The 21,062-nt window shown below is 68.4% G+C and carries 14 protein-coding genes; 5 read left to right on the top strand and 9 right to left on the bottom strand.

The features are described from left to right. Positions 1 to 69 precede the first annotated feature (69 nt). Positions 70 to 1,242, bottom strand: coding sequence for an ROK family protein (locus tag ACTJKY_RS01300; RefSeq protein ID WP_440843676.1), 1,173 nt, complete (start codon positions 1,240 to 1,242; stop codon positions 70 to 72). Between the two features lie 179 nt (positions 1,243 to 1,421). Here ACTJKY_RS01300 and ACTJKY_RS01305 point away from each other — a divergent pair, with 179 nt between their 5' ends. After that, complete coding sequence (locus tag ACTJKY_RS01305) at positions 1,422 to 4,844, top strand: glycosyl hydrolase 2 galactose-binding domain-containing protein (RefSeq protein WP_440843677.1); 3,423 nt, start codon at positions 1,422 to 1,424, stop codon at positions 4,842 to 4,844. A gap of 1 nt (position 4,845) precedes the next feature. Here ACTJKY_RS01305 and ACTJKY_RS01310 read toward each other — a convergent pair whose 3' ends face one another. From ACTJKY_RS01310 to ACTJKY_RS01320, 3 genes are read right to left on the bottom strand one after another with little or no spacing between them, the layout of a single operon-like run. Beyond that, positions 4,846 to 6,279, bottom strand: a complete 1,434-nt coding sequence (locus tag ACTJKY_RS01310; protein WP_440843678.1) for an efflux transporter outer membrane subunit — start codon at positions 6,277 to 6,279, stop codon at positions 4,846 to 4,848. Next, positions 6,279 to 9,449, bottom strand: a complete 3,171-nt coding sequence (locus tag ACTJKY_RS01315) for an efflux RND transporter permease subunit (RefSeq protein WP_440843680.1) — start codon at positions 9,447 to 9,449, stop codon at positions 6,279 to 6,281. The genes ACTJKY_RS01310 and ACTJKY_RS01315 overlap by 1 nt, the downstream gene beginning before the upstream one ends. Beyond that, the gene (locus ACTJKY_RS01320) at positions 9,446 to 10,666 is read right to left on the bottom strand and encodes an efflux RND transporter periplasmic adaptor subunit (RefSeq protein ID WP_440843681.1); all 1,221 of its coding nucleotides are present in this window, start codon (positions 10,664 to 10,666) and stop codon (positions 9,446 to 9,448) included. The genes ACTJKY_RS01315 and ACTJKY_RS01320 overlap by 4 nt, the downstream gene beginning before the upstream one ends. Positions 10,667 to 10,802: 136 nt before the next feature. Here ACTJKY_RS01320 and ACTJKY_RS01325 point away from each other — a divergent pair, with 136 nt between their 5' ends. Both ACTJKY_RS01325 and ACTJKY_RS01330 read left to right on the top strand, forming a co-directional pair. Continuing rightward, entirely contained in the window at positions 10,803 to 11,468 is a 666-nt protein-coding gene (locus ACTJKY_RS01325) for a response regulator transcription factor (protein ID WP_440843682.1), read from the top strand. A 35-nt stretch (positions 11,469 to 11,503) separates the two neighbouring features. Next, positions 11,504 to 12,874, top strand: coding sequence for a sensor histidine kinase (locus ACTJKY_RS01330; protein ID WP_440843683.1), 1,371 nt, complete (start codon positions 11,504 to 11,506; stop codon positions 12,872 to 12,874). Here the strand turns inward: ACTJKY_RS01330 and ACTJKY_RS01335 are convergent. The 5 genes from ACTJKY_RS01335 to ACTJKY_RS01355 form a co-directional block, all read right to left on the bottom strand. Then, complete coding sequence (locus tag ACTJKY_RS01335; protein WP_440843684.1) at positions 12,858 to 15,101, bottom strand: TonB-dependent receptor domain-containing protein; 2,244 nt, start codon at positions 15,099 to 15,101, stop codon at positions 12,858 to 12,860. The genes ACTJKY_RS01330 and ACTJKY_RS01335 overlap by 17 nt on opposite strands. A gap of 97 nt (positions 15,102 to 15,198) precedes the next feature. Then, complete coding sequence (locus tag ACTJKY_RS01340; RefSeq protein ID WP_440843685.1) at positions 15,199 to 16,146, bottom strand: FecR family protein; 948 nt, start codon at positions 16,144 to 16,146, stop codon at positions 15,199 to 15,201. Next, positions 16,136 to 16,693, bottom strand: coding sequence for an RNA polymerase sigma factor (locus ACTJKY_RS01345; RefSeq protein ID WP_440843687.1), 558 nt, complete (start codon positions 16,691 to 16,693; stop codon positions 16,136 to 16,138). The genes ACTJKY_RS01340 and ACTJKY_RS01345 overlap by 11 nt, the downstream gene beginning before the upstream one ends. A 23-nt stretch (positions 16,694 to 16,716) precedes the next feature. Then, entirely contained in the window at positions 16,717 to 17,520 is an 804-nt protein-coding gene (locus tag ACTJKY_RS01350; RefSeq protein ID WP_440843689.1) for a ChbG/HpnK family deacetylase, read from the bottom strand. Further along, a complete protein-coding gene (locus ACTJKY_RS01355; protein ID WP_440843691.1) occupies positions 17,495 to 18,358 on the bottom strand; it encodes a glycosyltransferase family 2 protein in 864 nt (287 codons plus the stop codon). The genes ACTJKY_RS01350 and ACTJKY_RS01355 overlap by 26 nt, the downstream gene beginning before the upstream one ends. Before the next feature lie 197 nt (positions 18,359 to 18,555). Here ACTJKY_RS01355 and ACTJKY_RS01360 point away from each other — a divergent pair, with 197 nt between their 5' ends. Both ACTJKY_RS01360 and ACTJKY_RS01365 read left to right on the top strand, forming a co-directional pair. Beyond that, entirely contained in the window at positions 18,556 to 20,121 is a 1,566-nt protein-coding gene (locus tag ACTJKY_RS01360) for an ArnT family glycosyltransferase (protein WP_440843693.1), read from the top strand. A 61-nt stretch (positions 20,122 to 20,182) separates the two neighbouring features. After that, entirely contained in the window at positions 20,183 to 21,007 is an 825-nt protein-coding gene (locus tag ACTJKY_RS01365) for a glutaminyl-peptide cyclotransferase (RefSeq protein ID WP_440843694.1), read from the top strand. Positions 21,008 to 21,062: the final 55 nt, after the last annotated feature.

Raw genomic sequence — 21,062 nt, forward strand, 5'->3', positions numbered from 1 at the left:
CGGCTTTTCCTCTGCCCCGCACGGCCGCCGGGCACAAGATTAAAGTTATTCGGTTGATTTAATGAAGGGTTAGGCCGTGGCAGCAACGCTGTCAGCGGTGTCTTTCCAAAGCGCGCTGCTCTTCGGCAGCAGGAAATAGCTGAACGGCAGGATCGCCGCCCCCACGGCCGGTGCGTCGGCGGAAAGCTGCGCGCGGGCGATCGGCGCCAGCGCAGGCGCATCGCCGCCCTGCTCGGCGAGCAGCGCATTGGCGCGCTCGGCCAGCCGGTCGACATGGCGACGCGGCAGGCGTCCACCGATCAGCACCGTCTCCGGATTGATCAGGCAGTTCACTGCGAGCAGCGGGCCGACCAGCAGTCGCGCGGCCTCTTCGATCCAGGCATCGACCACCGCTTCGAGCGTTGCGTCCCCGCCGTCGCAGGTCAGCATGTCCTGCACCGAGTAGCCTGCCGCCTCGAGCGGCGCGGCCAGGCCCGAAAGCGAGACATGCGCCTGGATCTGCCGCACCACCCCGTCCGGGTCACGGTGCGTGAGGAAGCCGAGCTCGCCGCTGCGGCCGGTGGCGCCGCGGAAATAGTTGCTGTCGATCACCAGGCCGCCGCCCAGTGCCGAGGAGATCAGGATGTAGAAGAAGCTCGAATGCTGCAGGCCGAGCCCCAGCTGGAGCTCGCCCATCGCGGCGGCAGCGGCATCGTTCTCGACGAAAACGGGAACATCGAGCGGCCAGGCGAGCAGCTCGGCCAGATCGGCATGCTCCCATTGGCGATAGGCGTCGGGCTTGCCGGGCAGGTCGATCAGCCCGAGATCGTCCGGCGTTGCCACGCCCAGGCCGACGATCCGCGCGGGATCGACGCCGGCCGAGGCGAGCAGCACCTCCACCTCGGCGCGGTAGAATTCGGCGACCTGCTCGGGCAGCGCGAAGTCGATCTCGCGCGCAGCGCGGGCGACCGTCTCGCCGAGAAAGTCGACCAGTACCAGCGTGACGTGATCGCGATCGATGTTGAGCCCCAGCGAATAACAGGCCTGGGGATTGATGATCAGATTGGTCGGGGGCTGGCCGCGGCCGCCGAAGCGCCGCCCGGCCTCCTGGATCAGTCCGTCGGCGAGCAGCCGCTTGGTGATGTTGGCGATCGCCGCTGCGGTAAGCCCGGTAATCCGCGCCAGATCGACGCGGGTCAGCGACCCGTTGGCGCGGATGGCATGGAGCGTCACCCGCTGGTTATGGTCCGCGGCGCGTTCCAAATTGGTTCCGGAAAGGCGGATTGGAGGGCGGCCGTTACTCATCTTGGTTGCGATATCAGTCGATTTACGGTCAGGGTGCAAGCGTCGAACCATTCTCGCCGGTTGAATTGCGAAATTTGGTGAATAAAACCGGGACGCCGACATGGCGTGCCTGGTCCAGTTTTGGGGAAATACAACCGATGCGCAGTTTCACCCGTGCGATGCTGGCCGGCACCGCGTTAGTCGCGATGACAGCCGTTCAGGCGGCCGAGCCGGACAATGCTGGGCCCTATAATGCCAGCTTCCTCGCCGGCGGCATCGGGATCGACCGACCGCTGAGCGGTGCCGATGCGCTGCTCCGCTCGGGCGCGCCGGTGACGCTCTCGGCCTGGGTGAAGCCCGATGTCGTGCCGCAGGGTGTGGTGACGCTGATCGCGTTCGGCGACCCGGCAGGCGACTGCCGCTGCCTCGGCCTGCGCAATGGCGCGCTACACTTCTTCGGCAGCGGCACCGCGGTGAACAGCACCCCCAAACTCGCCGCCGGCCGCTGGGCCTATGTTGCCGCGGTGATCGAGGGCGGCCGGGTGCGGCTCTATCTCGACGGCAAGCAGGTCGGCGAAGGCGCGCTCAACGGTTCCGCGGTCGCCTCGCACATCGCGCTCGCGCCGGTCACCCCGGGCCAGCCGCATTTCGGCGGATCGCTGGTGCAGGCGCAGCTACGCGGCGTCGCGCTTGGCGCCACCGAGGTGCAGGGCGAGGCCGCCGCCCCGCCCGCCTTCGAGCTGGTCCAGATGTGGCAGGTCGGGGTGGGATGGAACCTGCAGAAGACCGCCAATATCGGCATGACGCGCCAGCAGGATCCCTGGACGCTGCCGCAGAGCGACACCGCCTATACGCCCGCGGTGGCGAAGCCGGTACCGGCGCTGCCGAGCCTTGCCCCCCTCGGCCCCTTGCACTGGCAGATCAACGGCTGGCAGCTTGCGGCAGCGCCCGGCGTGCCGGCCGATGGTGGGACGCTGTCCAGGCCCGGCAAGCCCGAAGGCACCTGGTATGCCGCGACCGTCCCCGGCACGGTGCTGACCACGCTGGTGGATCGCGGCGTCTATCCCGATCCCTATTACGGGCTGAACAACCTCAAGATCCCCGAGAGCCTGGCGCGGCAGGACTATTGGTACCGCACCAGCTTCACCGTGCCCGCGGAAGCGGCCGGCAAGCGGCTGACGCTCGTGTTCGGCGGCATCAACTATGCCTCCGAAGTGTGGGTCAACGGCCAGCGCCAGGGGGAGACGCGCGGCGCCTTCATCCGCGGCCAGTTCGAGATCGTGCCGGCCGCCGGCGAGAATGTGATCGCCGTGCGCGTGTCGCCGCCGCCGCATCCCGGCATCCCGCACGAACAGTCGATCAAGGCCGGCGTCGGCGAGAATGGCGGCCAGCTCGCCATCGACGGCCCGACCTTCGTCGCGACCGAGGGCTGGGACTGGATCCCCGGCATCCGCGATCGCAACACCGGCATCTGGCGTCCGGTCGAGCTGGTCGCGACCGGCGACGTCAAGATCGGCGACCCCCATGTCGTGACCGACCTGCCGCTGCCGCGCACCGACAGCGCCGATGTGTACATCACCGTGCCGTTCGAAAATCGTGGCAGCGCCGCCCAGTCGGTGACGATCCGCGCCGCGTTCGACGACGTGACGGTGGAAAAGACCGTCACCGCGCAGCCGGGCCGGGGCGAGATCCGCTTCACGCCCGCGGAATTCCGCCAGCTGACCGTGCGCGACCCCAAGCTGTGGTGGCCAAACGGCTATGGCGATCCCGCGCTGCACGATCTGAAGATCGACCTCGCCGCCGGCGGCCAGCCGAGCGACAGCAAGGCGCTGCGCTTCGGCATCCGCGAGGTGAGCTACGACCTCTCGCTGTTCGACCATCTCGGCCAGTTGCGCCGCGTCAACGTGCAGACCACCGATGGCGGCCTTGCCGGCCAGCAGCTGATCGACGTCCGCCACGAGGCGCTCAAGCGCAGCCCCACCGGCTGGGCCGAATCGCTTACGCTGGCGGGGGAAACCTCCAAGGCGGTCACCGCCATTCCCGACGAGACGCTGCCCGAACCGCACCTCGCGCTCCGCGTCAACGGCGTGAAGATCGCCGCGCGCGGCGGCAACTGGGGCATGGACGATGCGATGAAGCAGGTCAGTCGCGAGCGGCTCGCCCCCTATTTCCGCCTCCAGCGCGAAGCGCACATGAACATCATCCGCAACTGGATGGGCAACAACGACGAGGAAGAGTTCTACCAGCTCGCCGACGAGAACGGCATGATGGTGCTCAACGATTTCTGGCAGTCGACCCAGAATTTCCAGGTCGAGCCGGACGATGCGGCGCTGTTCCTGGCCAATGCCCGCGACGTGGTGGCGCGCTATCGCAACCACCCCTCGATCGTCGTGTGGTTCGGCCGCAACGAGGGCGTGCCCTATCCGACGCTCAACGAGGGGCTCGACACGCTGATCCGCGAGCTGGACGGCACCCGCTGGTACACCGGCAGCTCGAACGAGGTGAATCTGCAGGGCTCGGGGCCGTACAACTATCGCAAGCCGGAGGGCTATTTCACCGATCTCGCCACCGGCTTCTCGGTCGAGACCGGCACGCCGTCGCTCTCCACGCTGGAATCGGTTTCGGCGACGATGCCCGCCAAGGATCGCTGGCCGCTGTCGGACACGCTCGCCTATCACGACTGGCATTTCGGCGGGAACGGCGACACCAAGACCTTCATGGGCGCGCTGACCGCGATGTTCGGCGAGCCGCTGAGCTTCGAGGATTTCGAGCGCAAGGCGCAGATGATGAACCTCGAAACGCACAAGGCGATGTTCGAGGGGTTCCTCGGCCATCTCTGGACCAAGAACAGCGGCCGCCTGTTGTGGATGACGCACCCCGCCTGGCCGTCCAACACCTGGCAGATCTACAGCTGGGACTATGACACCCAGGCCTCCTATTACGGCGCCAAGAGCGCGGCGGAGCCGGTGCACATCCAGCTCAACCTGCCGGACAATCAGCTGGTGGTGCTCAACACCACGCGCGACGACCAGCGCGGGCTCACCGCCAAGACGCGGGTGGTCAGCCTCGACAATGTCCAGCTCTTCGCCCGCACCGACAAGGTGGATGCCAAGGCCAACCGCGTCACCACGCTGGACGACGTGCCGCTCGACCGGCTCTATGCGGCCAGTCCGATGCTGCTCGTCGAGCTGACGCTGACCGATGCCAAGGGCACCCAGCTCTCGCGCAATTTCTACTGGCGCGGCCGCGACGACACCGCCTACCGCGCGCTGGAAAGCCTCGCCTCGGTGCCGCTGGACGTACAGGCAAGCACGCCCAAGGTGGAGGGCGAGGACAAGGTGATCGCCGTCACCGTCGCGAACAAGGGCACGGTGCCGGTGCTGAACGCCAAGCTCACCCTGGTCGATGCCGAGGGCAAGCGTATCCTGCCGGCCTTCTACAGCGACAATTATGTCTCGCTGCTCCCCGGCCAGCACCGCGTGCTCAGCGTGCGCTATCCGGCGAGCGTCGCCGCCCCCGCCCACCTTTCGGTGCGCGGCTGGAACGTCAACGCGGCCAACGTCGCGGCGACGGGGAAGTAACTCAGCGGCCGGCGGACTGAAGATCCGCCGGCGTGCTGCCCGAGGCCAGGTACAGCGCCACGCTGTCGGCCAGCCGCGCGCTCTTGGCCTGGACCAGCTGCACCGACGCCTGCGAGGCGGCCGACGCGGCGTTGAGCAGTTGCAGCGTGCCGAGCGCACCCAGCTCCACCTGCCGCCGCGTCATCGCCAGCGTCCGGCTTGCCGCCGCATCGGCGCGTGCGGCCGCATCCAGCGCCTCCGCGTCGGTGCGCAGCCCGGCGATCGCATCGTCGACGTCGAGGAACGCCTGCAGCGCCGTCGCGCGATACTGTGCCTTCGCCTCCTCCAGTGCCGCTTCGGCGGCACGCTGCTGGTGCTTCAGCTGGCCGGCATGGAAGATCGGCTGGGTGATGCCGCCGACGATCGAGAAGAACGGATTGCCGTCCTGGAACATGTCGAGGAACTTGGTCGCCGATCCGCCCGCATTGCCGCTGAGCGTGATCGAGGGCAGCCGCGCCGCGATCGCCGATCCGACGTCCGCTGCGGCACCGCGCACCTGCGCATCCGCAGCGCGCACGTCCGGGCGGCTCGCGACGATGTCGGCCGGCAGCGCGAGCGGCAGGCTGGCGGGCAGCTGCAGCTCGGCCAGCGTGGGCAGGTCGCCCGCGGTGCCCGGCGCCTGGCCGGTCAGCGTCGCGATCAGCCCGGCCTGGTGCTGCGCCTGGCGGAGCAACGGCGGCAGCGTCGCCTCGATCGTGGCGAGCGCGGTCTGCTGCGCGCCGACATCGGCCTCGCCGATATCGCCGAGCTTGCGGCGCTTTTCCAGCAAATCGACCAGATCACGATTGTCGCGGATCGCCGATTGCGTCGCCTCGATCTGCGCCTGCAACGCGGCGTGCTGGATCACCGCCAGCACCAGATTGGCGACCGCGGTGGCCTGCGCCGCGTGCAGCCGGTGCGCGGCGACTTCGGCCGCCGCCCGTGCCGAGCGCACCTTGTTGCGGCCGGCGCCGAACAGGTCGAGCGGATAGGCGACGCTCAGCTGCGCGGTGTGCAGCGTGTAGAGATAGTCGTTCTGGTCGGCGAGCGGGCCGGACAGCGCCTTGGAGATCCGCGTGCGCTGCGCCTGGTAGCTCGCATCCACCTGCGGCCCAGTGCTGCCGGACGCGGCCTTGGTCAGTTCCTGCGCCTGGCGCAGATTGGCCTCGGCCGCGGCGAGGTCGTTGTTGTGCGCCAGCGCCTGCGCGACCAGCGCGTCGAGCCGGGCGCTGCCGAAGCCCTGCCACCAGTTCGGCACCACCGCCGCGCCGGCAACCAGCTGCTGCGCCGCGCCGCTCGTCGGCGCGATCGTGCCGGGCGCCTGGGCAGGCGGCGTCGGCACCGGGTTGCTCAGGTCGTGCGGGCCCACCGTGCAGCCGGCGAGCAGGACGAGCGCGATCATGGAAGTGCGGCGCATCATGCCTCCTCCGCCGGGGTGCCGTCGACATGGTGGCGACGGACGGTGTGGCCATGCGCGCCCTGGTGGCGCGAGAACTTCAGGATCAGCGGCGGCAACACCAGCAGGATCAGCAGCGGCGCGAGCGTCATGCCGCCCACCACCACCAGCGCCAGCGGCTTCTGCACCTGGCTGCCGATGCCCGTGGACATTGCGGCGGGCAGCAGGCCGATCGCGGCGGCGAGGCAGGTCATGATCACCGGGCGCAGCGAATGCTTCACCGTCGCCGCCATCGCGGCCGTGTGATCCATGTCCTCGTTGACGTTCTGGTTGAACGTGCTGACCACGAGGATGCCATCCATCACCGCGATGCCGAACAAGGCAACGAAGCCGATCGCGGCGGAAATGCTGAACGCCGTCCCCGTCAGCGCCAGCGCGAGCACGCCGCCCACCATCGCCATCGGGATGACGCTGAACGCCAGCAGCGTATCGCGGATCGAGCCGAAGTTCGCGAACAGCAGCACCAGGATCAGCACCAGGCTGATCGGCACCACCACCTCCAGCCGGTTGACGGCGTTGGTCAGGTTGCCGAGCTCGCCCGCCCATTCGAGATGATAGCCCGGCGGCAGCTGCACATGCTTGGCGATCCGCGCCTGCGCCTCGCCGATCGTGCTGCCCAGATCGCGCCCGCGCACGCTGAACTTGATCGGGACATAGCGTTCCTGGTGCTCGCGATAGATGAACGACGCACCCGAGGTGAGCTTGACGCTCGCCACTTCGGACAGCGGCACCTGGATGATGCCGTTGCCGGTCGGCGAGGGCGCGCCGATCTGGATGCGGCGGATCGATTCGATATCGTCGCGCTGCGCGGCATCAAGCCGGACGACGATCGGGAAGTGCCGGTCGGTCGACTTCTCGTACAGGTCCCCGCTCGACTGGCCACCCACTGCCGCGGCAACGGTGGAATTGATGTCGTCCGGCGTCAGCCCGTAGCGGGCGGCGGCGGCGCGATCGACGTCGATGCGCACCGTCGGCTGGCCGAGCGAATCGGAGATGCCGAGATCGGCGACGCCCTTCACCTGCGCCATCTGCGCCTTGATCTGGTTGGCGATCGATTCGAGCGTCTCGAGGTCGCTGCCATAGATTTTGAGCGAGTTGGAGCTCTTCACCCCCGACGACGCCTCTTCGACGTTATCCTGGATGTATTGCGAGAATTCGAACTCGACGCCCGGATATTTCGCCTGCAGCTTGGCCTGCAGTTCGGCGGTGAGCTTCTCCTTGGTCACCCCGCTCGGCCAGCTGTCGAAGGGCTTGAGCGGCGTGTAGAACTCCGCGTTGAAGAAGCCGGTGGGATCGGTGCCGTCGTCCGGGCGGCCATGCGTCGAGACGACACGGTCGACCTCGGGATAGCTGGCGATGATCTTGCGGATGCCGTTCACCGCATCCTCGCCGGCTTCCAGCGAGATCGACGCCGGCAGGCTGGCGCGGATGTAGAGATTGCCTTCCTCGAGGTGCGGCAGGAACTCGACGCCGAGCACGCGGATCGTCGCGAAGGAACCGAGCACCAGCAGCCCGGCCAGCCCGAAGGTCAGCACGCGATTGGCCATGGAGAAGGCAATGGCGGGCTCGAGGACGCGGCGGATCTGCCGCACCACCCAGGTATCCACTTCCTTCAGCTTGTCCGGCAGCAGCAGCGCGGAGAGCACCGGCGAGACGGTGAACGCCGCCAGCAAGCCGCCGGCGATGGCATAGGCATAGGTCTTGGCCATCGGGCCGAAGATATGGCCTTCCACGCCGGTGAGCGTGAACAGCGGCAGGAAGCTGGCGATGATGATCGCGGCGGCGAAGAAGATGCCGCGGCTCACATCGCTGGAAGCATGGAGAATCGCCGAGAAGCGGTTGGCCGAGGTCGCATGGATCCGCCCGTCGGAGATCGCCTGGGATCGGTCCGCCAGCCTTCGGTAGATCGCCTCCACCATGATCACCGCCGCATCGACGACGAGGCCGAAGTCGAGTGCGCCGAGCGACAGCAGGTTGGCCGATTCGCCCTGGATCACCAGGATCAGCACCGCGACCGAGAGCGCGAAGGGGATGGTGATCGCGACGATCAGCGCGCTGCGCAGGTCGCCCAGGAACAGCCACTGCAGAATGAAGATCAGCAGCACGCCTTCGAGCAGATTGTGCATCACCGTCTTGGTGGTGACGCCGATCAGGTCCGAGCGATCATAGATGCGCTCGATCTTCACCCCCGGCGGCAGCACGCCGCTGGAATTGATGTCCTCGATCTCCGCCTTGACCCGGTTGATCGTCGGCAGCGACTGGGCGCCGCGCTGCATCAGCACGATGCCCATGACGATATCGTCGTCCGCGCCCTCGCCGGCCACGCCCAGGCGCGGCAGGTTGCCGATCTTCACGGTGCCGACGTCGCGCAGCAGCACCGGCGTGGTGCCGGCGGTGCCGACCAGGACATTGTTGATCGCATCGACCGACTGGATCAGGCCGACGCCGCGAACGATCGCCGCCTGCTCGCCGAAATTGACCGTCTGGCCGCCGACGTTCGAATCGCTCTTGCCGATCGCGCTCAGCACCTGCGGCACGGTGATGCCGTGCGCGGTCAGCTTGTCGCGATCGAGCTGGACTTCGTAGGAACGCAGCTTGCCGCCCCAGCCGGTCACGTCGATCACGCCCGGGATGCGCTTGAAGCGGCGCTGAAGCACCCAATCCTGGATGGTCTTGAGGTCCATCACCGAATAGCCGCTCGGGCCGGTGAGGCGGTAGCGATAGATCTCGCCAATCGGGCTGGTGGGGGAGATCAAAGGCTGCGCGTTGTTGGGCAGGTTGCCCAGCTGCGACAGGCGGCCGAGCACCATCTGCTGGGCCTGTTCGTGCGTCACGTCATAGCTGAACTGGATCCGCACGTCGGACAGGCCGAACAGCGAGATCGAGCGCACCGCGGTGAGGTGCGGCAGGCCTGCGATCGCCACTTCGATCGGGGTGGTGACGTTGCGCTCCATCTCCTCGGCGGAGATGCCGTCGCTCTGCGTCACCAGTTCCACCATCGGCGGCACCGGATCGGGATAGGCCTCGATGTTGAGGTTCATGAAGCCGATCACGCCCGCCGCGATCATGCCGATCAGCAGGGTGAGCACCAGCATCCGCTGGCGCAGCGCCATTTCGACGAGGCGGTTCATTCGCCGAGACCCGCCTCGTTGACGAACAGCGCGCCCTTGGCGACGATGCGGTCGCCCGGGTTCAGGCCGCTCAGCACGCGGGTCAGCCCGCCGTCGCTCTCGCCGATCTGCACCGGCCGGCCATAGATCAGGCCGTCCTTGGCCTTCACCCACACGCGGGCGGTGTCGCCCTCATGGATCACCGCCACCGCGGGCACCAGCACGCCCTTGCCGGTATCGACCGGGCGGCGGATCGTGAACGCGGCGAACATCTGGGGCTTCAGCTCGCCGCCGGGATTGGCGATCGTCGCGCGCACCGGCAGGCGGTGCGTCGTCGGATCAAGGCCGGCGGCGACATTGTCGACCGTCGCGGTGAATTCGCGGCCGGGCAGTGCCGGGGTGGTGACCACCACCTGGTCGCCGACGCGGATGCTCGCCGCCTCGCTCTCGGCGAGCTGGGCGACCAGCCAGACGCGGGCGGGATCGGTGATCGTCATCACCGGCGTCGCGTTGCCGCTGCTCAGGAACTGGCCCGGCGCGACGTTGCGATCGGCGATGATGCCGGAAACCGGCGCGCGGTACACGGTATAGGCGGAGGTGCCGACACCCTCGGTCTTGCCGAACAGCGCCAGCCGATCCTGTGCGGCACGCTGGGCCGACTCGGCCTGGCGCGCGGCGGACTGGGCGGCGACGAAATCGGCCTGGGCCTGGAGATAATCCTTCATCGCGCCGCCGGCGGTCTCGGTGATCGCCTTCTGGCGGGTGACGTTGCCCTGGGCGATGCGCAGCGCCTCGGCCGCGCTGGCGCGCTGGGCGCTTGCCGCGAGCAGGGTGTTGCGCGCATCGATCAGCTCGGGCGAGGCGATGCGGAGCAGCGGCTGGCCGCGCGTCACGCGCTGGCCGGGCTCGACCAGCACCTGGAGCACCTGGCCCGAGAAGGGGAGCACGATCGGCGTGCTGTGGTCGCCGTCCGCCTGGATCGAACCGCTGGCGCGCACCAGCTCGACATTGGCGCCGCCCTGGACGGTGGCGAACTGCATCTGCGCCAGCTGCTGCGGGGTCGGACGGAAAGCTCCCGGCGGCAGCGGCGCTTCCTGTACCGGCTTGGGCGTGAGCATCGCCTCGACCAGCGTCGCCAGCACAAGCAGCGCTACGACGACAAGGACGATCGCCGCGACCACCACTCCTTGCGACCGCCGCGTCAGCCGACGGGCTTCGGGAAGGGTATTGCTTTCCACACTATGTCCAGTCACGAAAATCCCCTTACGGGTGCAATATAGCAGACACACATGCGTTGCGGTCGATGCTGCAGCGCGCCATTAGGGGTGTGGGCTGACAGGAAACTTACGGGGCTGTGAAATCGTGCGCGTGCTGATGATCGAAGACGACCAGCCGCTCGCGACCGCGCTGACCGAAGCGCTGAAGCGGCGGGGCGTGCAGAGTGACGTGGCATCGAACCTCGCCGACGGGCGGCAGATGCTGGAAGCGGCGCGCTATGCCGCGCTGTTGCTCGACCTGGGGCTGCCGGACGGGGATGGCCTGGCGCTCGTTCGCAGCCTGCGCGCGCACAATGATCCGATCCCGGTGATCGCCGTGTCTGCCCGCAGCGCGCTGGATGCGCGGATCGCCGGGCTGAATGCGGGGGCGGATGATTATGTCGTCAAGCCGTTCGACGTCGACGAGCTGACCGCCCGCCTACACGCGGTACTGCGGCGCCAGGGCGCACTGGCCGGGGCGGAACTGCGCTTCGGCAATGTCCGCTTCGACACCGTGTCCGGCGACCTGACGGTGGACGAGGCGCCCGTCATCCTCACTGCCCGCGAACGCCAGTTCGCCGCGCTGCTGCTCCGCCGCTTCGGCCAGGTGGTGAGCAAGCAGTTCGCCGAGGACCAGCTATATGGTCTGACCGAGCCGGTGGGCTCCAACGCGCTCGAGGTGCAGGCCTATCGCTTGCGGCGCAAGCTGGAGGCCGCGGGCGCGACACTCCGCATCGAGACGATCCGCGGCGTCGGCTACATGATGCGCGACGTCGCCGCCTGATGGCGGGCGCGGCGGGGTTGCAGTAGGCTCGCACGATGAAGTTCTGGCCGCGCTCGCTGATCGCCCGAATCCTGTTGCTGGAATTGGGCGCCATCGCCATCGCAGCGGTCGCGCTGCCGATGCTGCTCACCTCGTTCCTGCGCACCGAGGCGCATCGCTACGAACAGCGTATCCTCGCCGAGCAGGCCCGCGCGATCGCCCGCGGCATCACCGGCGCCGCCGCGGGCCCGGTGGTCCGGCTGGATCCCGTGCTGGTCCATCTCTACGCCTCGCCCTATGACGGGCGCGCCTTCGTCGTGGCGGACGGGGCGGGCCGTACGCTTGCCGAAAGCCCCTATGCCGATCTCGTGCCCTGGCGCGAAGCGCCGCGCGCGGCCGAACAGGCCGCCTTCCGCGCCGGCGCGTTCGTCGGTGTCAGCCAGCCGGTGCGGGTGGGGGCACGCCGCATCTGGGTGATCGTGACGCAGGACCGCACCGGCCCGGGCGCGATCCTCGACGACGTGGTCCATGGTTTCATCCGCCGCTACGATCCGGTGCTCATCTCGATCCTGCTGCTGCTGCCGCTGATCAACAGCGCCCTGATCGCCCGGCTGTTCTTCGCGGTGCGCGACGCTTCGCAACAGGCCGAGGCGATCGGCCCGCACAACCTCGACGTGCGCATCGAGGAAGCCGGGCTGCCGCTGGAGGTGGCGCCGCTGGCCCATGCCACCAACGATCTGCTGACGCGGCTGCAGGCCAGCTTTCGCAACCAGTCCGAGTTCGTCGCCAATGTCGCCCATGAGCTGCGCACGCCATTGACCGTGCACCGCGTCGAGCTGGAAAGCGTCGAGGATCCCCTGCTGCGGGCGCGACTGCGCGATTCGGTCGATCGGCTTGGCCATGTCGTTGCCCAGCTGCAGGATCTCGCCACGCTGGAAGTGATGGCCGACGACAAGTTCGAGACGTTCGACGCGCGCGTCCTGGCGCAGGAAACCATTGGCCTGCACGCGCCGCAGATCCTCGCGGCGGGGGACACGATCGCGCTCGATGCGCCGCTCGCGCCGGTCCGCGTGCGCGGCAACCCGGTGCTGGCGGGGCTGGCACTTGCCAATCTGATCACCAACGCCAGCCGCCACACCCCCGCCGGCACCATGATCGAGGTGCTGGTCGCCCCGGACGGTGTGCTGATGGTGCATGACGACGGGCCCGGCATCGCGGCTTCCGATCCACAGGACGCCACCAAACGCTATTGGCGGGCCGATCATCAGCGCTCCGACGGGGCCGGGCTCGGCTTGTCGATCGTCCGCCGGATCATGGAAGTCCATCAGGGCCGGCTGACCGTGCAGAGCCGACCCGGCGAAGGGACGCGGGTATCGCTCCGCTTTCCGCTTGCCCCCGCGGAAACGGCGATCACCAGCCCGTCGTGATCCCGATCCGCACGTTGCGCGGCCGCAGCGGGGTCAGCTGGTCGCGCAGGCTGAGGCTGAACGGGTTGCCGAAGGCGAACTGGTTCGCGCGGCGATCGGTGAGGTTGTTGAGCGTGACGCTCAGCTCGGCCTTGCCGATGCGCATCGCGGCGAACGCGTCGGCGGTCCAGTACCGGCCCTGGCTCACATCGAGAAAGTCGCCGGTGCCGAGCAGCGAACGGCCGGTGTAATCGGCCGCGACCCCGATCCGCGGCTGCGCGCGAGCGCTCTCCCAAGCGTAGGATAGGCCGGCATGCGCAGCAAAGGGCGGCGTTTCGGGCAGGCGCCGGTTGTTGCGCCTGGACAGGTTCGCGATCGGCCCCTGGACATAATTGTCGGTGAACAGGAACGCGCCGAGCACATGCAGCCCCCGTACCGGCACCCAATCGAGATTGCCCTCCACCGCGACGATATTCGCGTTGCCGATATTGGCGGTGTAGGGCTGGCCGCGCTGGGTGATCAGGTCCGCCTGCACATTCTTCCACCACGCGGCGGAGATGCTGCCCGATGCGGCGAGGCCGGTCGCCCCGCGCCGAAGCTTGCGCACCCCCGTCTCCACCACCGTGATGGCATCGGACTTGTAATCGGTGACTCGCCCGATACCGGGCGCCACCGCGAGGCCGCCGGTGCGGTAGCCGGTCTGGAACCGCGCAAACAGCGCCAGATCCGACGCGAGGCGCCACGACGCGGCGAAGGTTGGATCGAGACGCCGCGTCATCCGCCCCTTCACGAAGCTGGACGGCCGCGCCTGGGCCGATGGATTGCCGTCGGTCCGCGCACTCGAATAGCGCCCCCCTAAGGTCACCGACAGGCTGGGGGTGAGCGCAACCGTCGCTTCGCCGAACCCGGACACCGCGTTGGTGACATTGGTGACGCCGACGATGCTGATGTCCCGCCCGGCCTGGGCGACGCTACGGGTCAGCACGTCGCGGTCGCTGACGACCGTGAAACCGGCGACCCAGCTGTTGCCGTTCGCCATCGATCGGGACAGCCGCGCCTCCTGGCTGAGCAGCTGTTTGTCGTGATTGGCGCGGTAGATCGTCTCCGGCCCGAGCACCGCGCCCTGCGCGCTTCGGGGCGTCGCATCGAAGGTCTCGCGCGTGTCATAGCCCGTGATCCCGCTCGCCGATACGAAGCGCAGGCCATTGTCCCAATCCTTGCTGACCACCAGCCGCCCAAACAGCAGCCGGTTGTCGAAGGGCTGGGCTAGCAGGGTCCGCCGTGCCAGCGCGCCTTCGATCCGCTCGGCATATTGGCCGTCGGCGGCGTCGATCCACTGCCCTGCCCCGCTCGCCTCGACCTGCCACCCGTCCCCGGGCGCGACACGGGCGGCGACGCGCAAGCCGCTGGTGTCGCTGCGATTGACGTCCCCCAGCTGGCGACCAACGTCGCGCAGATAGCCGCCGTCGCGGATATGGTACCCCACCAGCCGCACCCCCGCCATGTCCTGCAGCAACGGCAGGTTGAGCATGCCGGCCAGGTCAAAGCCGGGCTCCGCGCCGCCGGTGGCGGTGACACCGACGGTGGCCGCGGTGGCGACATCGTGCAAGTTCACGGGGTTCGAGCTCAGCCGGATCACGCCGCCGATCGCCCCCGAGCCATAGAGCGTGCCCTGCGGTCCTTCGAGCACTTCCACGCTCGCCATGTCGTACAGCCGCAGCCCCGGCTCCGGCCCCGAATAGTTGAGCTGGACGTCGTCGAGATAGACGCTGGTGGGCGCCTGAGTACTGCCGTTGAAGCTGCTGTCGGCGATGCCGCGAATGAACACCTTGTTGCGCCCCGCGCCCAATTGGGTGCTCTGCAGGATAGGCACCTGGTGCGCGGCATCGCTCAGCGTGCCGGTGGCAGTCCCCGGCAATGCGGTGCGATCGGCGATCTGGGTGAGACTGCCCGGATACCGCAGCAACGTGATCCGCTGCTTGCTGGCGGTGACGACGATGTCGGGATCCTGCACCGCGGGAGGAGGCGCGCTAGGCGCCGGTGGCGGTAGTGGCTTCCGCGCGGGCGGCGCGGCCATGCGCTCGATCCGATACCCGCCGCCGGGGAGCCGCCGCGCCCGATAGCCGGTGCCCTGCAACAGCTGGCGCAGCGCCGCGTCCACCGTCGGTGCGCCATGCACCGCTGGCGTGCGGATGGTACGGAGTCCGGGATCGGTGCTGACGATGTCCTCGCCTGTCTGGCGGGCCAATTGCCCGATGGCGACATCCAGCGTCGCGGCAGGAACGGTGATCGTACGGCGTTGGGCGAGCGCCGGCGCGGCCGGCAGCGCAAGGGCGAGCGCGAGACTAAGGGGCGCTTTGCCCCTTGGCCGCCAGAATCCACTGCCCCCCGTCACGACGCCACGTCGCCCCGATCAATTCGGCAAGGCGCGGTACATCGCGTTCGGCGACGCCCGAGAAATGAACGACACCGGTAACCGGCCTTTCCGACAGCGTGCCCCGCAGGGCGATATCGGTGCCGTAAAGGCGTTTCAGCGCCCCTGCAACCTCGTGCAAGGGCTCGCCGGCGAAGCTGAGGCGGCCGGTACGCCAGCCGCCGACCAGCGCGGGGGCGATGCGGGTGCGTGCCACGTCGCCGCCGTCGTCGCGCGCGGACAGCGCATCGCCCGCCCGCAGCGTTACCGCCGCGCTGCCGGGCCGAAACGCGACCGATCCTTCCGAAACGGCGACGTCCATCCGGCCGTCGAGATGGCGGACATTGAACACCGTTCCCAGGTCCTGCACCGCGACACCGCCCACCTTGAGCGTGAACGCGGCCGCCGCATCGTGGCGGACATGGAACAGGGCCTCGCCGCGATCGAGCGACGCCACGCGCGGATTGGCGCGATCGAGCGTCAGCTGGCTGCCGCCGCTCAGCTCGATGCGGGTGCCGTCGCCGAGCGCCACGGTCTGCCGCTCACCGTCGCGGGTGGCGACCTGATAGGTCTGGGCGCGCGGCTGGATCGTCGGCACCACGGCAAGCGCGACGGCCGCCGCGGCCGCGGCACCGGCAGTCCACCAGAGCCAGCGCCGGCGGGCCGGCAGATTGTCGTTCTCCGCAACGAGGGCGGGTTCGGGGAAGCGGGCGTCGGCGATCAGCCGGTCGGCCGCGGCAACCCGATCATAGGCCGCCGCATGCGCGGGACTTTCCTCGAGCCAGCCGACGAACGCCGTCCAGACGGCCTCGTCCGCTTCCGCCAGCCGCAGCTGCCAGGCAATCGCCGTCTCGATCGCGTCTGCCGTCTCAACCTGCACGGTCGGAACCCCTTTCACTATCGAGACGATGCGCCCCGCCCGAACCCGCACCATCAAAATCCAGCCGCTCCTGAATTTTCTTGTAGGCACGCTGCAGGAGTTTTTCGACGCCACTCACCGTGATGCCCAGCTGCTCGGCGATCGCACGCTGCGGCCGCTGCTCCAGCCGGAACAGCCGAAGCGCCGTCGCCATCCGCTCCGGCATCTCGGCGATGGTTTCCTCCACCGCCTGCCAGTCGCTGCGCGCAACCAATGTGCGCTCGGCATCGGGCATCTCGCCGGCATCGGGCTGGGTCTCCATCCACCCTGCATCGCGGCTGCCGCGACGGCCTGCGGCAATGCGCCGATCGGTAGCGAGATTGGCGGCGACCCGGAAGAGGAACGCCGCGGGCTGGGCGATCGGCTGCTCGGCCAGCTGATCGATCCGGAGCCACATGTCCTGCAGCGCGTCTTCGGCATCGTCGCGGTTGCCCAGCCGCGCAGTGAGCAGGCGCAGCAGCACCGGCCGCTGTACCAGAAACACCGCCCTCAGCCCCTCGTCACCCACGCCCGTCCGATCCCCGGCGAGGGTCAGGCAGGAAAGGCCAGCCCCTCGGCACCAGCCATGTCGGCGATTGGCAGCCGGTGCAAGACCTTGGCCTCGACAATGCGTGCTGCGGCAATACTGTCGCCAGCGCGCTCCCCGGCCCCGGGGTGGCACATCACCAGGTGCATCGCGCCGGGGCGGCGCAGGAAGCGCGGGAACAGCGCGGCATAGTCGCCGCGGAAATCATAATGGCCGGCAAAGCCGCGATTGGTACGCAGCCCCAGCGCCGCGGCCGCCTTGCGCAGGCCCCGGCTGTGCCAGGCGCTGCCGATCGCCTTGCCCGAGAAAGGGCGGTGCAGGATCGCCAGCGGGTTGTCGGTACAATCGCGCACCCAGGCACCGGGCGCGCGGGCCGCCGTCTCCGCCAGCACCAGATCGCGGATGCCCGGCAGGGCATGGGCGTGCTGGTGCCCGTCGACGAAATCGGGCGGGCGGCGCATCGCCGCAAAGAACGCATCGAACTGGGCGGAAATCTCCATCGCCACTTCGTCCAGCGGCACCCTCCAACGCCCCGCCATGCGGCTCAGCGGGTCGATCGCCGGCATGTGGCCGCCCTGCGCGAAACGGGGCATCGCGGTGCGCGGCACCTCCCCCGTCAGCGTCAGGTGCAGCCCGATCTCGACATGCGCCGGCACGTCCGCCAGCAGGCGCGAATCCTCCGCCCAACCGGACATTACCGCCATGCAGCTGATCGCGTTGATCTTGCCGGCCTGGGCGAGGTTGACGATGGCGGCGCTGATCGCCGGGGAATAGGCGAAATCGTCAGAGCAGAGAATGAGACGCGACAAGCACCGGTCCTTCAAGATGCTGATACTGGCGTTCGCGGATGCGATTGCTCAGCAGGCGCCGGCGCTGCAGCCGGCGTGCGAGAAACGTGTAGAAAAACCAATCGCCCGCGACCGGCGCCGCGGCCGAGTAGAGCAGCCGCTCGAACAGCGTCCACCGGATCGAATCGCGGTCGCGCTCACGCGGGGAGGGCGTGCACCACAGCTCCGCCGAATAGCCCATGCGGCCCTGGCGCATCACCCGGTGGATTACTTCATGGTCTTCGAGCACGAAGTTCCAGCGCGCGGCATCGAAGCCACCGGCCGCGCGCAGGCTGCGCGTGCAAAATGCCTGGCCTGCACCGCCGGCATGGCATTGCCCGGGCAGCAGCCGCGCGGCAGCGAGGAACCGCACCGCCTCGGTGACGCGCGCCGCGTCGCTGATCTCGGGCGCGATGAAATAGGCGCCGGCGACGACATGGCCGGGGCGCGACAGGATCGCCTCCGCCGCTTCCAGATAGTGCGGCGGGTAGACCGTATCGGCGTCGCACGTCGCCATCCAGCGGGTCCGCACCCAGGCCAGCCCGGCGCGCAGCGCCGCAACCTTGCCCGGCACGCGTTCGGTGATCAGCAGATAATCGAGCTTGTAGGCGCGGCAGAATGCCTCGGCCACGTCGGCGGAGCCATCGGTCGAGCCATTGTCGACCAGAACCAGCGTGAAGCGGGTCGTCTGATGCGCAAGGCTTTCGATCGTCGCCGGCAGATAATCGCGCTCGTTGAAGAACGGAACCAGCACCGTCCATTGATGATCAGGGCCTTGCGGCGCGTGGTCGAACGGGTTTTTCGAAAGATCCAGAAACATCGCGGCCAACATCCCATCGATTCGAATGGGCGCAGAGCACCGGCGCCGGAAGCACGACAGCCAAGTGCTTGCTGTCGGCTGGTTCCCGGCGTGGCCAGTTCCTCCCCACCCGATCGAAAGACGACGCCTTCACGGCCGATCCACACTGGCTTCTCATAAAAATTTCGATGCCGTTAACCCCTGTGCCACGCGACGACATGCGCGGGTGCTTCCGCACCGGCACCTGCGAAAATTTCGCGCAAGACGGCGACCTTCGCGCCGAGTATCGGGTCGCCCTCGTGGAGCATTGGACGCCCGTTCGCATCGCCCGCCCCTCACGCGCGGGGCATCACATTCTCACGACATTGCTGCTGTTTACGGTGGTGGCAATCGCGCTGCGGCTGCACGATTTCGGCAACCCGGTGATCCATGTCGACGAGCAATATTATCTGTTGGTCGGCGACCGCATGCTGCACGGCGCGCTGCCCTATGTCGATTTCTGGGACCGCAAGCCGCTAGGGCTGTTCCTGCTGTTCGCGGGCATCCGGCTGCTGCCGGGCGACGGCATCCTCGCCTACCAGCTGACCGCCACGGTTTTCGCGGCACTGACCGCCGGATTCATCGCATTGTCCGCGCGGCGGCTGGGTGCGCGCGCCATCGGCGCCGCGGCAGCGGGTTGCGCCTATCTGCTGTGGCTTGGCTATCTCAGCGGGCGCGGCGGCCAGTCGCCGGTCTTCTACAATCTGTTCATGGCCGCGGCGGGCTGGCTGACGCTGCGGCTGCCCGCCCTTGCCGATGCGCGCGGCCGCCGGGATATCATCCTGCAGGGCGCCGCCGCCTGCACGCTCGCGGGGCTGGCGATCCAGACCAAATATACGCCCGTCGTGGAAGGCGCGCTCTTCGGGCTGGCGCATCTCTGGTATCTGCACCGCGCTGGGGGCAAGCTGCCGCTGCTGCTCGGCGCGGGCACGCTATGGGCGCTGCTCGGTCTCGCGCCGACGCTGGGTGCGATTGCCTGGTATCACGCCCAGGGGCCTGCGGCATTCTCAAGCTTCTGGTTCTCCAATTTCGCGTCGGTGGCGCTGCGCCGCAGCTATCCCACCGCCAAGATCGTCGCGCGGCTGGCCGGCACGATCGCGCAGCTTTCGCCGTTCCTCGTCTGCGCGGCACTCAACTGGCGATGGCAGCCGGCGGAGCATCGTTCCGAGTGGCGGGTCGCGTTCGGCTGGCTCGCGGCGGCGCTGGTCGGCTTCGCGACGATCGGGGCGTTCTTCGATCATTACGCCTTGCCGCTGCTGGTGCCTTTGGCGATCCTCGCGGCGCCTGCGCTGGGGCGATCCCGCGTCGTGCTCGGAGCGGGCGCCCTGGCCGCAGCGATCCTGTTCGTGGTCCATTGGCAGATCGAGCCCGACGACCGCGCCACCGCCCGCGCCGCCGCACCGATCATCGCCGCGCATGCCGGCCAGGGCTGCCCCTATGACTTCGCCGGCGATTCGGTGCTGTACCTGCTCGGCCATGCCTGCGTGCCGACAGCCTTTCCCTCGACCCTCGCCTACGCGGCAGAACAAGGTGCCACCGGGATCGACGAGGCTGCCGAGGTCCGCCGCATCATGGCGCAGCGCCCGCCGGTGGTGGTGACGATGGACCCGCCGCTCGCGCCCTGGAACGCCCAGAGCCTGGCGGTAATGGCCCCGTTTCTCGCCCGCGACTATCGCCTGGAAAGCAGCGCGCCGCGCGAAGAGAGCCATCTCCTCATCTATGTCCGCCGCGATCTGGCGCGCTAGGGGTTTACACGGCGCCCCGGCTTCGGCTTGGGTGGGCGCACGTAGAAGCGAAGAGGTTCCGATGAAGCGCATCCTGTTGGTGGTCTTGGCCGCGATCGTGCTGGTCGGAGGCGCCGCCTTCGCCTTCACCCGGATCAAGCCGAGCGGCATTCCCGTGGTCCGCGCCGTCGCCGTCGCGACGCTGCCGCACGACACCGGATCGTTCACCGAAGGTCTCTTCTTCGATCACGGCGCGATGTACGAAAGCACCGGCCAGATCGGCGAATCGGTGATCCGCAAGGTTGATCCCGCCACCGGCAAGGTCGAGCAGGAAACCTCGCTTCCCGCCCCCTATTTCGGCGAGGGCATCGTCGCCTGGGGCGACAAGCTGTTCCAGCTCACCTGGCAGGACAAGACCGGCTTCATCTACGGCCTCGACAAGTTCGAGCCGCGCGGCACCTTCTCCTATACCGGCGAGGGCTGGAGCCTGACCCGCAACGACAAGGGCATCATCATGAGCGACGGCACGCCGGTGCTGCGCTTCCTCGATCCCAACACGATGCAGGTCACCTCGACGCTGCGGGTGACCGCCAATGGCTGCCCGGTCGCCAATCTCAACGAGCTCGAATGGGTCGACGGGCAGATCTATACGAACATCTGGCAGACCAACCTGATCGCCAAGATCGACCCCGTCAGCGGCAAGGTAACCGGTTTTCTCGACGTGAGCGACCTCGGCCCCAAGGACCGCGGCACCGACAATGTCGCGAACGGCATCGCCTATGATGCGAGCACCAAGCGGCTGTTCGTCACCGGCAAGCGCTGGCCGCAGCTCTACCAGGTGAAGGAAGGCGATGCGGTCGCAAAGTCGTCCGAGGCGGCGAAACTGACGAGCTGCAGCCAGCAGTAAGCGCGCCACGGGCTTGCCCCCTACCCCCGCCCCGCTATCACCGGCGGGCCAAGAA

Source organism: Sphingomonas sp. 22176, assembly GCF_052045505.1.
Classification (GTDB): Bacteria; Pseudomonadota; Alphaproteobacteria; order Sphingomonadales; family Sphingomonadaceae; genus Sphingomonas.

What these genes read in the sequence shown, in the direction of transcription:
- ACTJKY_RS01315 (WP_440843680.1), bottom strand. Translation starts at nt 9,449, where the DNA reads ATGAACCGCCTCGTCGAAATGGCGCTGCGCCAGCGGATGCTGGTGCTC.
- ACTJKY_RS01310 (WP_440843678.1), bottom strand. Translation starts at nt 6,279, where the DNA reads ATGCGCCGCACTTCCATGATCGCGCTCGTCCTGCTCGCCGGCTGCACG.
- ACTJKY_RS01360 (WP_440843693.1), top strand. Translation starts at nt 18,556, where the DNA reads ATGCGCGGGTGCTTCCGCACCGGCACCTGCGAAAATTTCGCGCAAGAC.
- ACTJKY_RS01325 (WP_440843682.1), top strand. Translation starts at nt 10,803, where the DNA reads ATGATCGAAGACGACCAGCCGCTCGCGACCGCGCTGACCGAAGCGCTG.
- ACTJKY_RS01365 (WP_440843694.1), top strand. Translation starts at nt 20,183, where the DNA reads ATGAAGCGCATCCTGTTGGTGGTCTTGGCCGCGATCGTGCTGGTCGGA.
- ACTJKY_RS01305 (WP_440843677.1), top strand. Translation starts at nt 1,422, where the DNA reads ATGCGCAGTTTCACCCGTGCGATGCTGGCCGGCACCGCGTTAGTCGCG.
- ACTJKY_RS01355 (WP_440843691.1), bottom strand. Translation starts at nt 18,358, where the DNA reads ATGTTTCTGGATCTTTCGAAAAACCCGTTCGACCACGCGCCGCAAGGC.
- ACTJKY_RS01330 (WP_440843683.1), top strand. Translation starts at nt 11,504, where the DNA reads ATGAAGTTCTGGCCGCGCTCGCTGATCGCCCGAATCCTGTTGCTGGAA.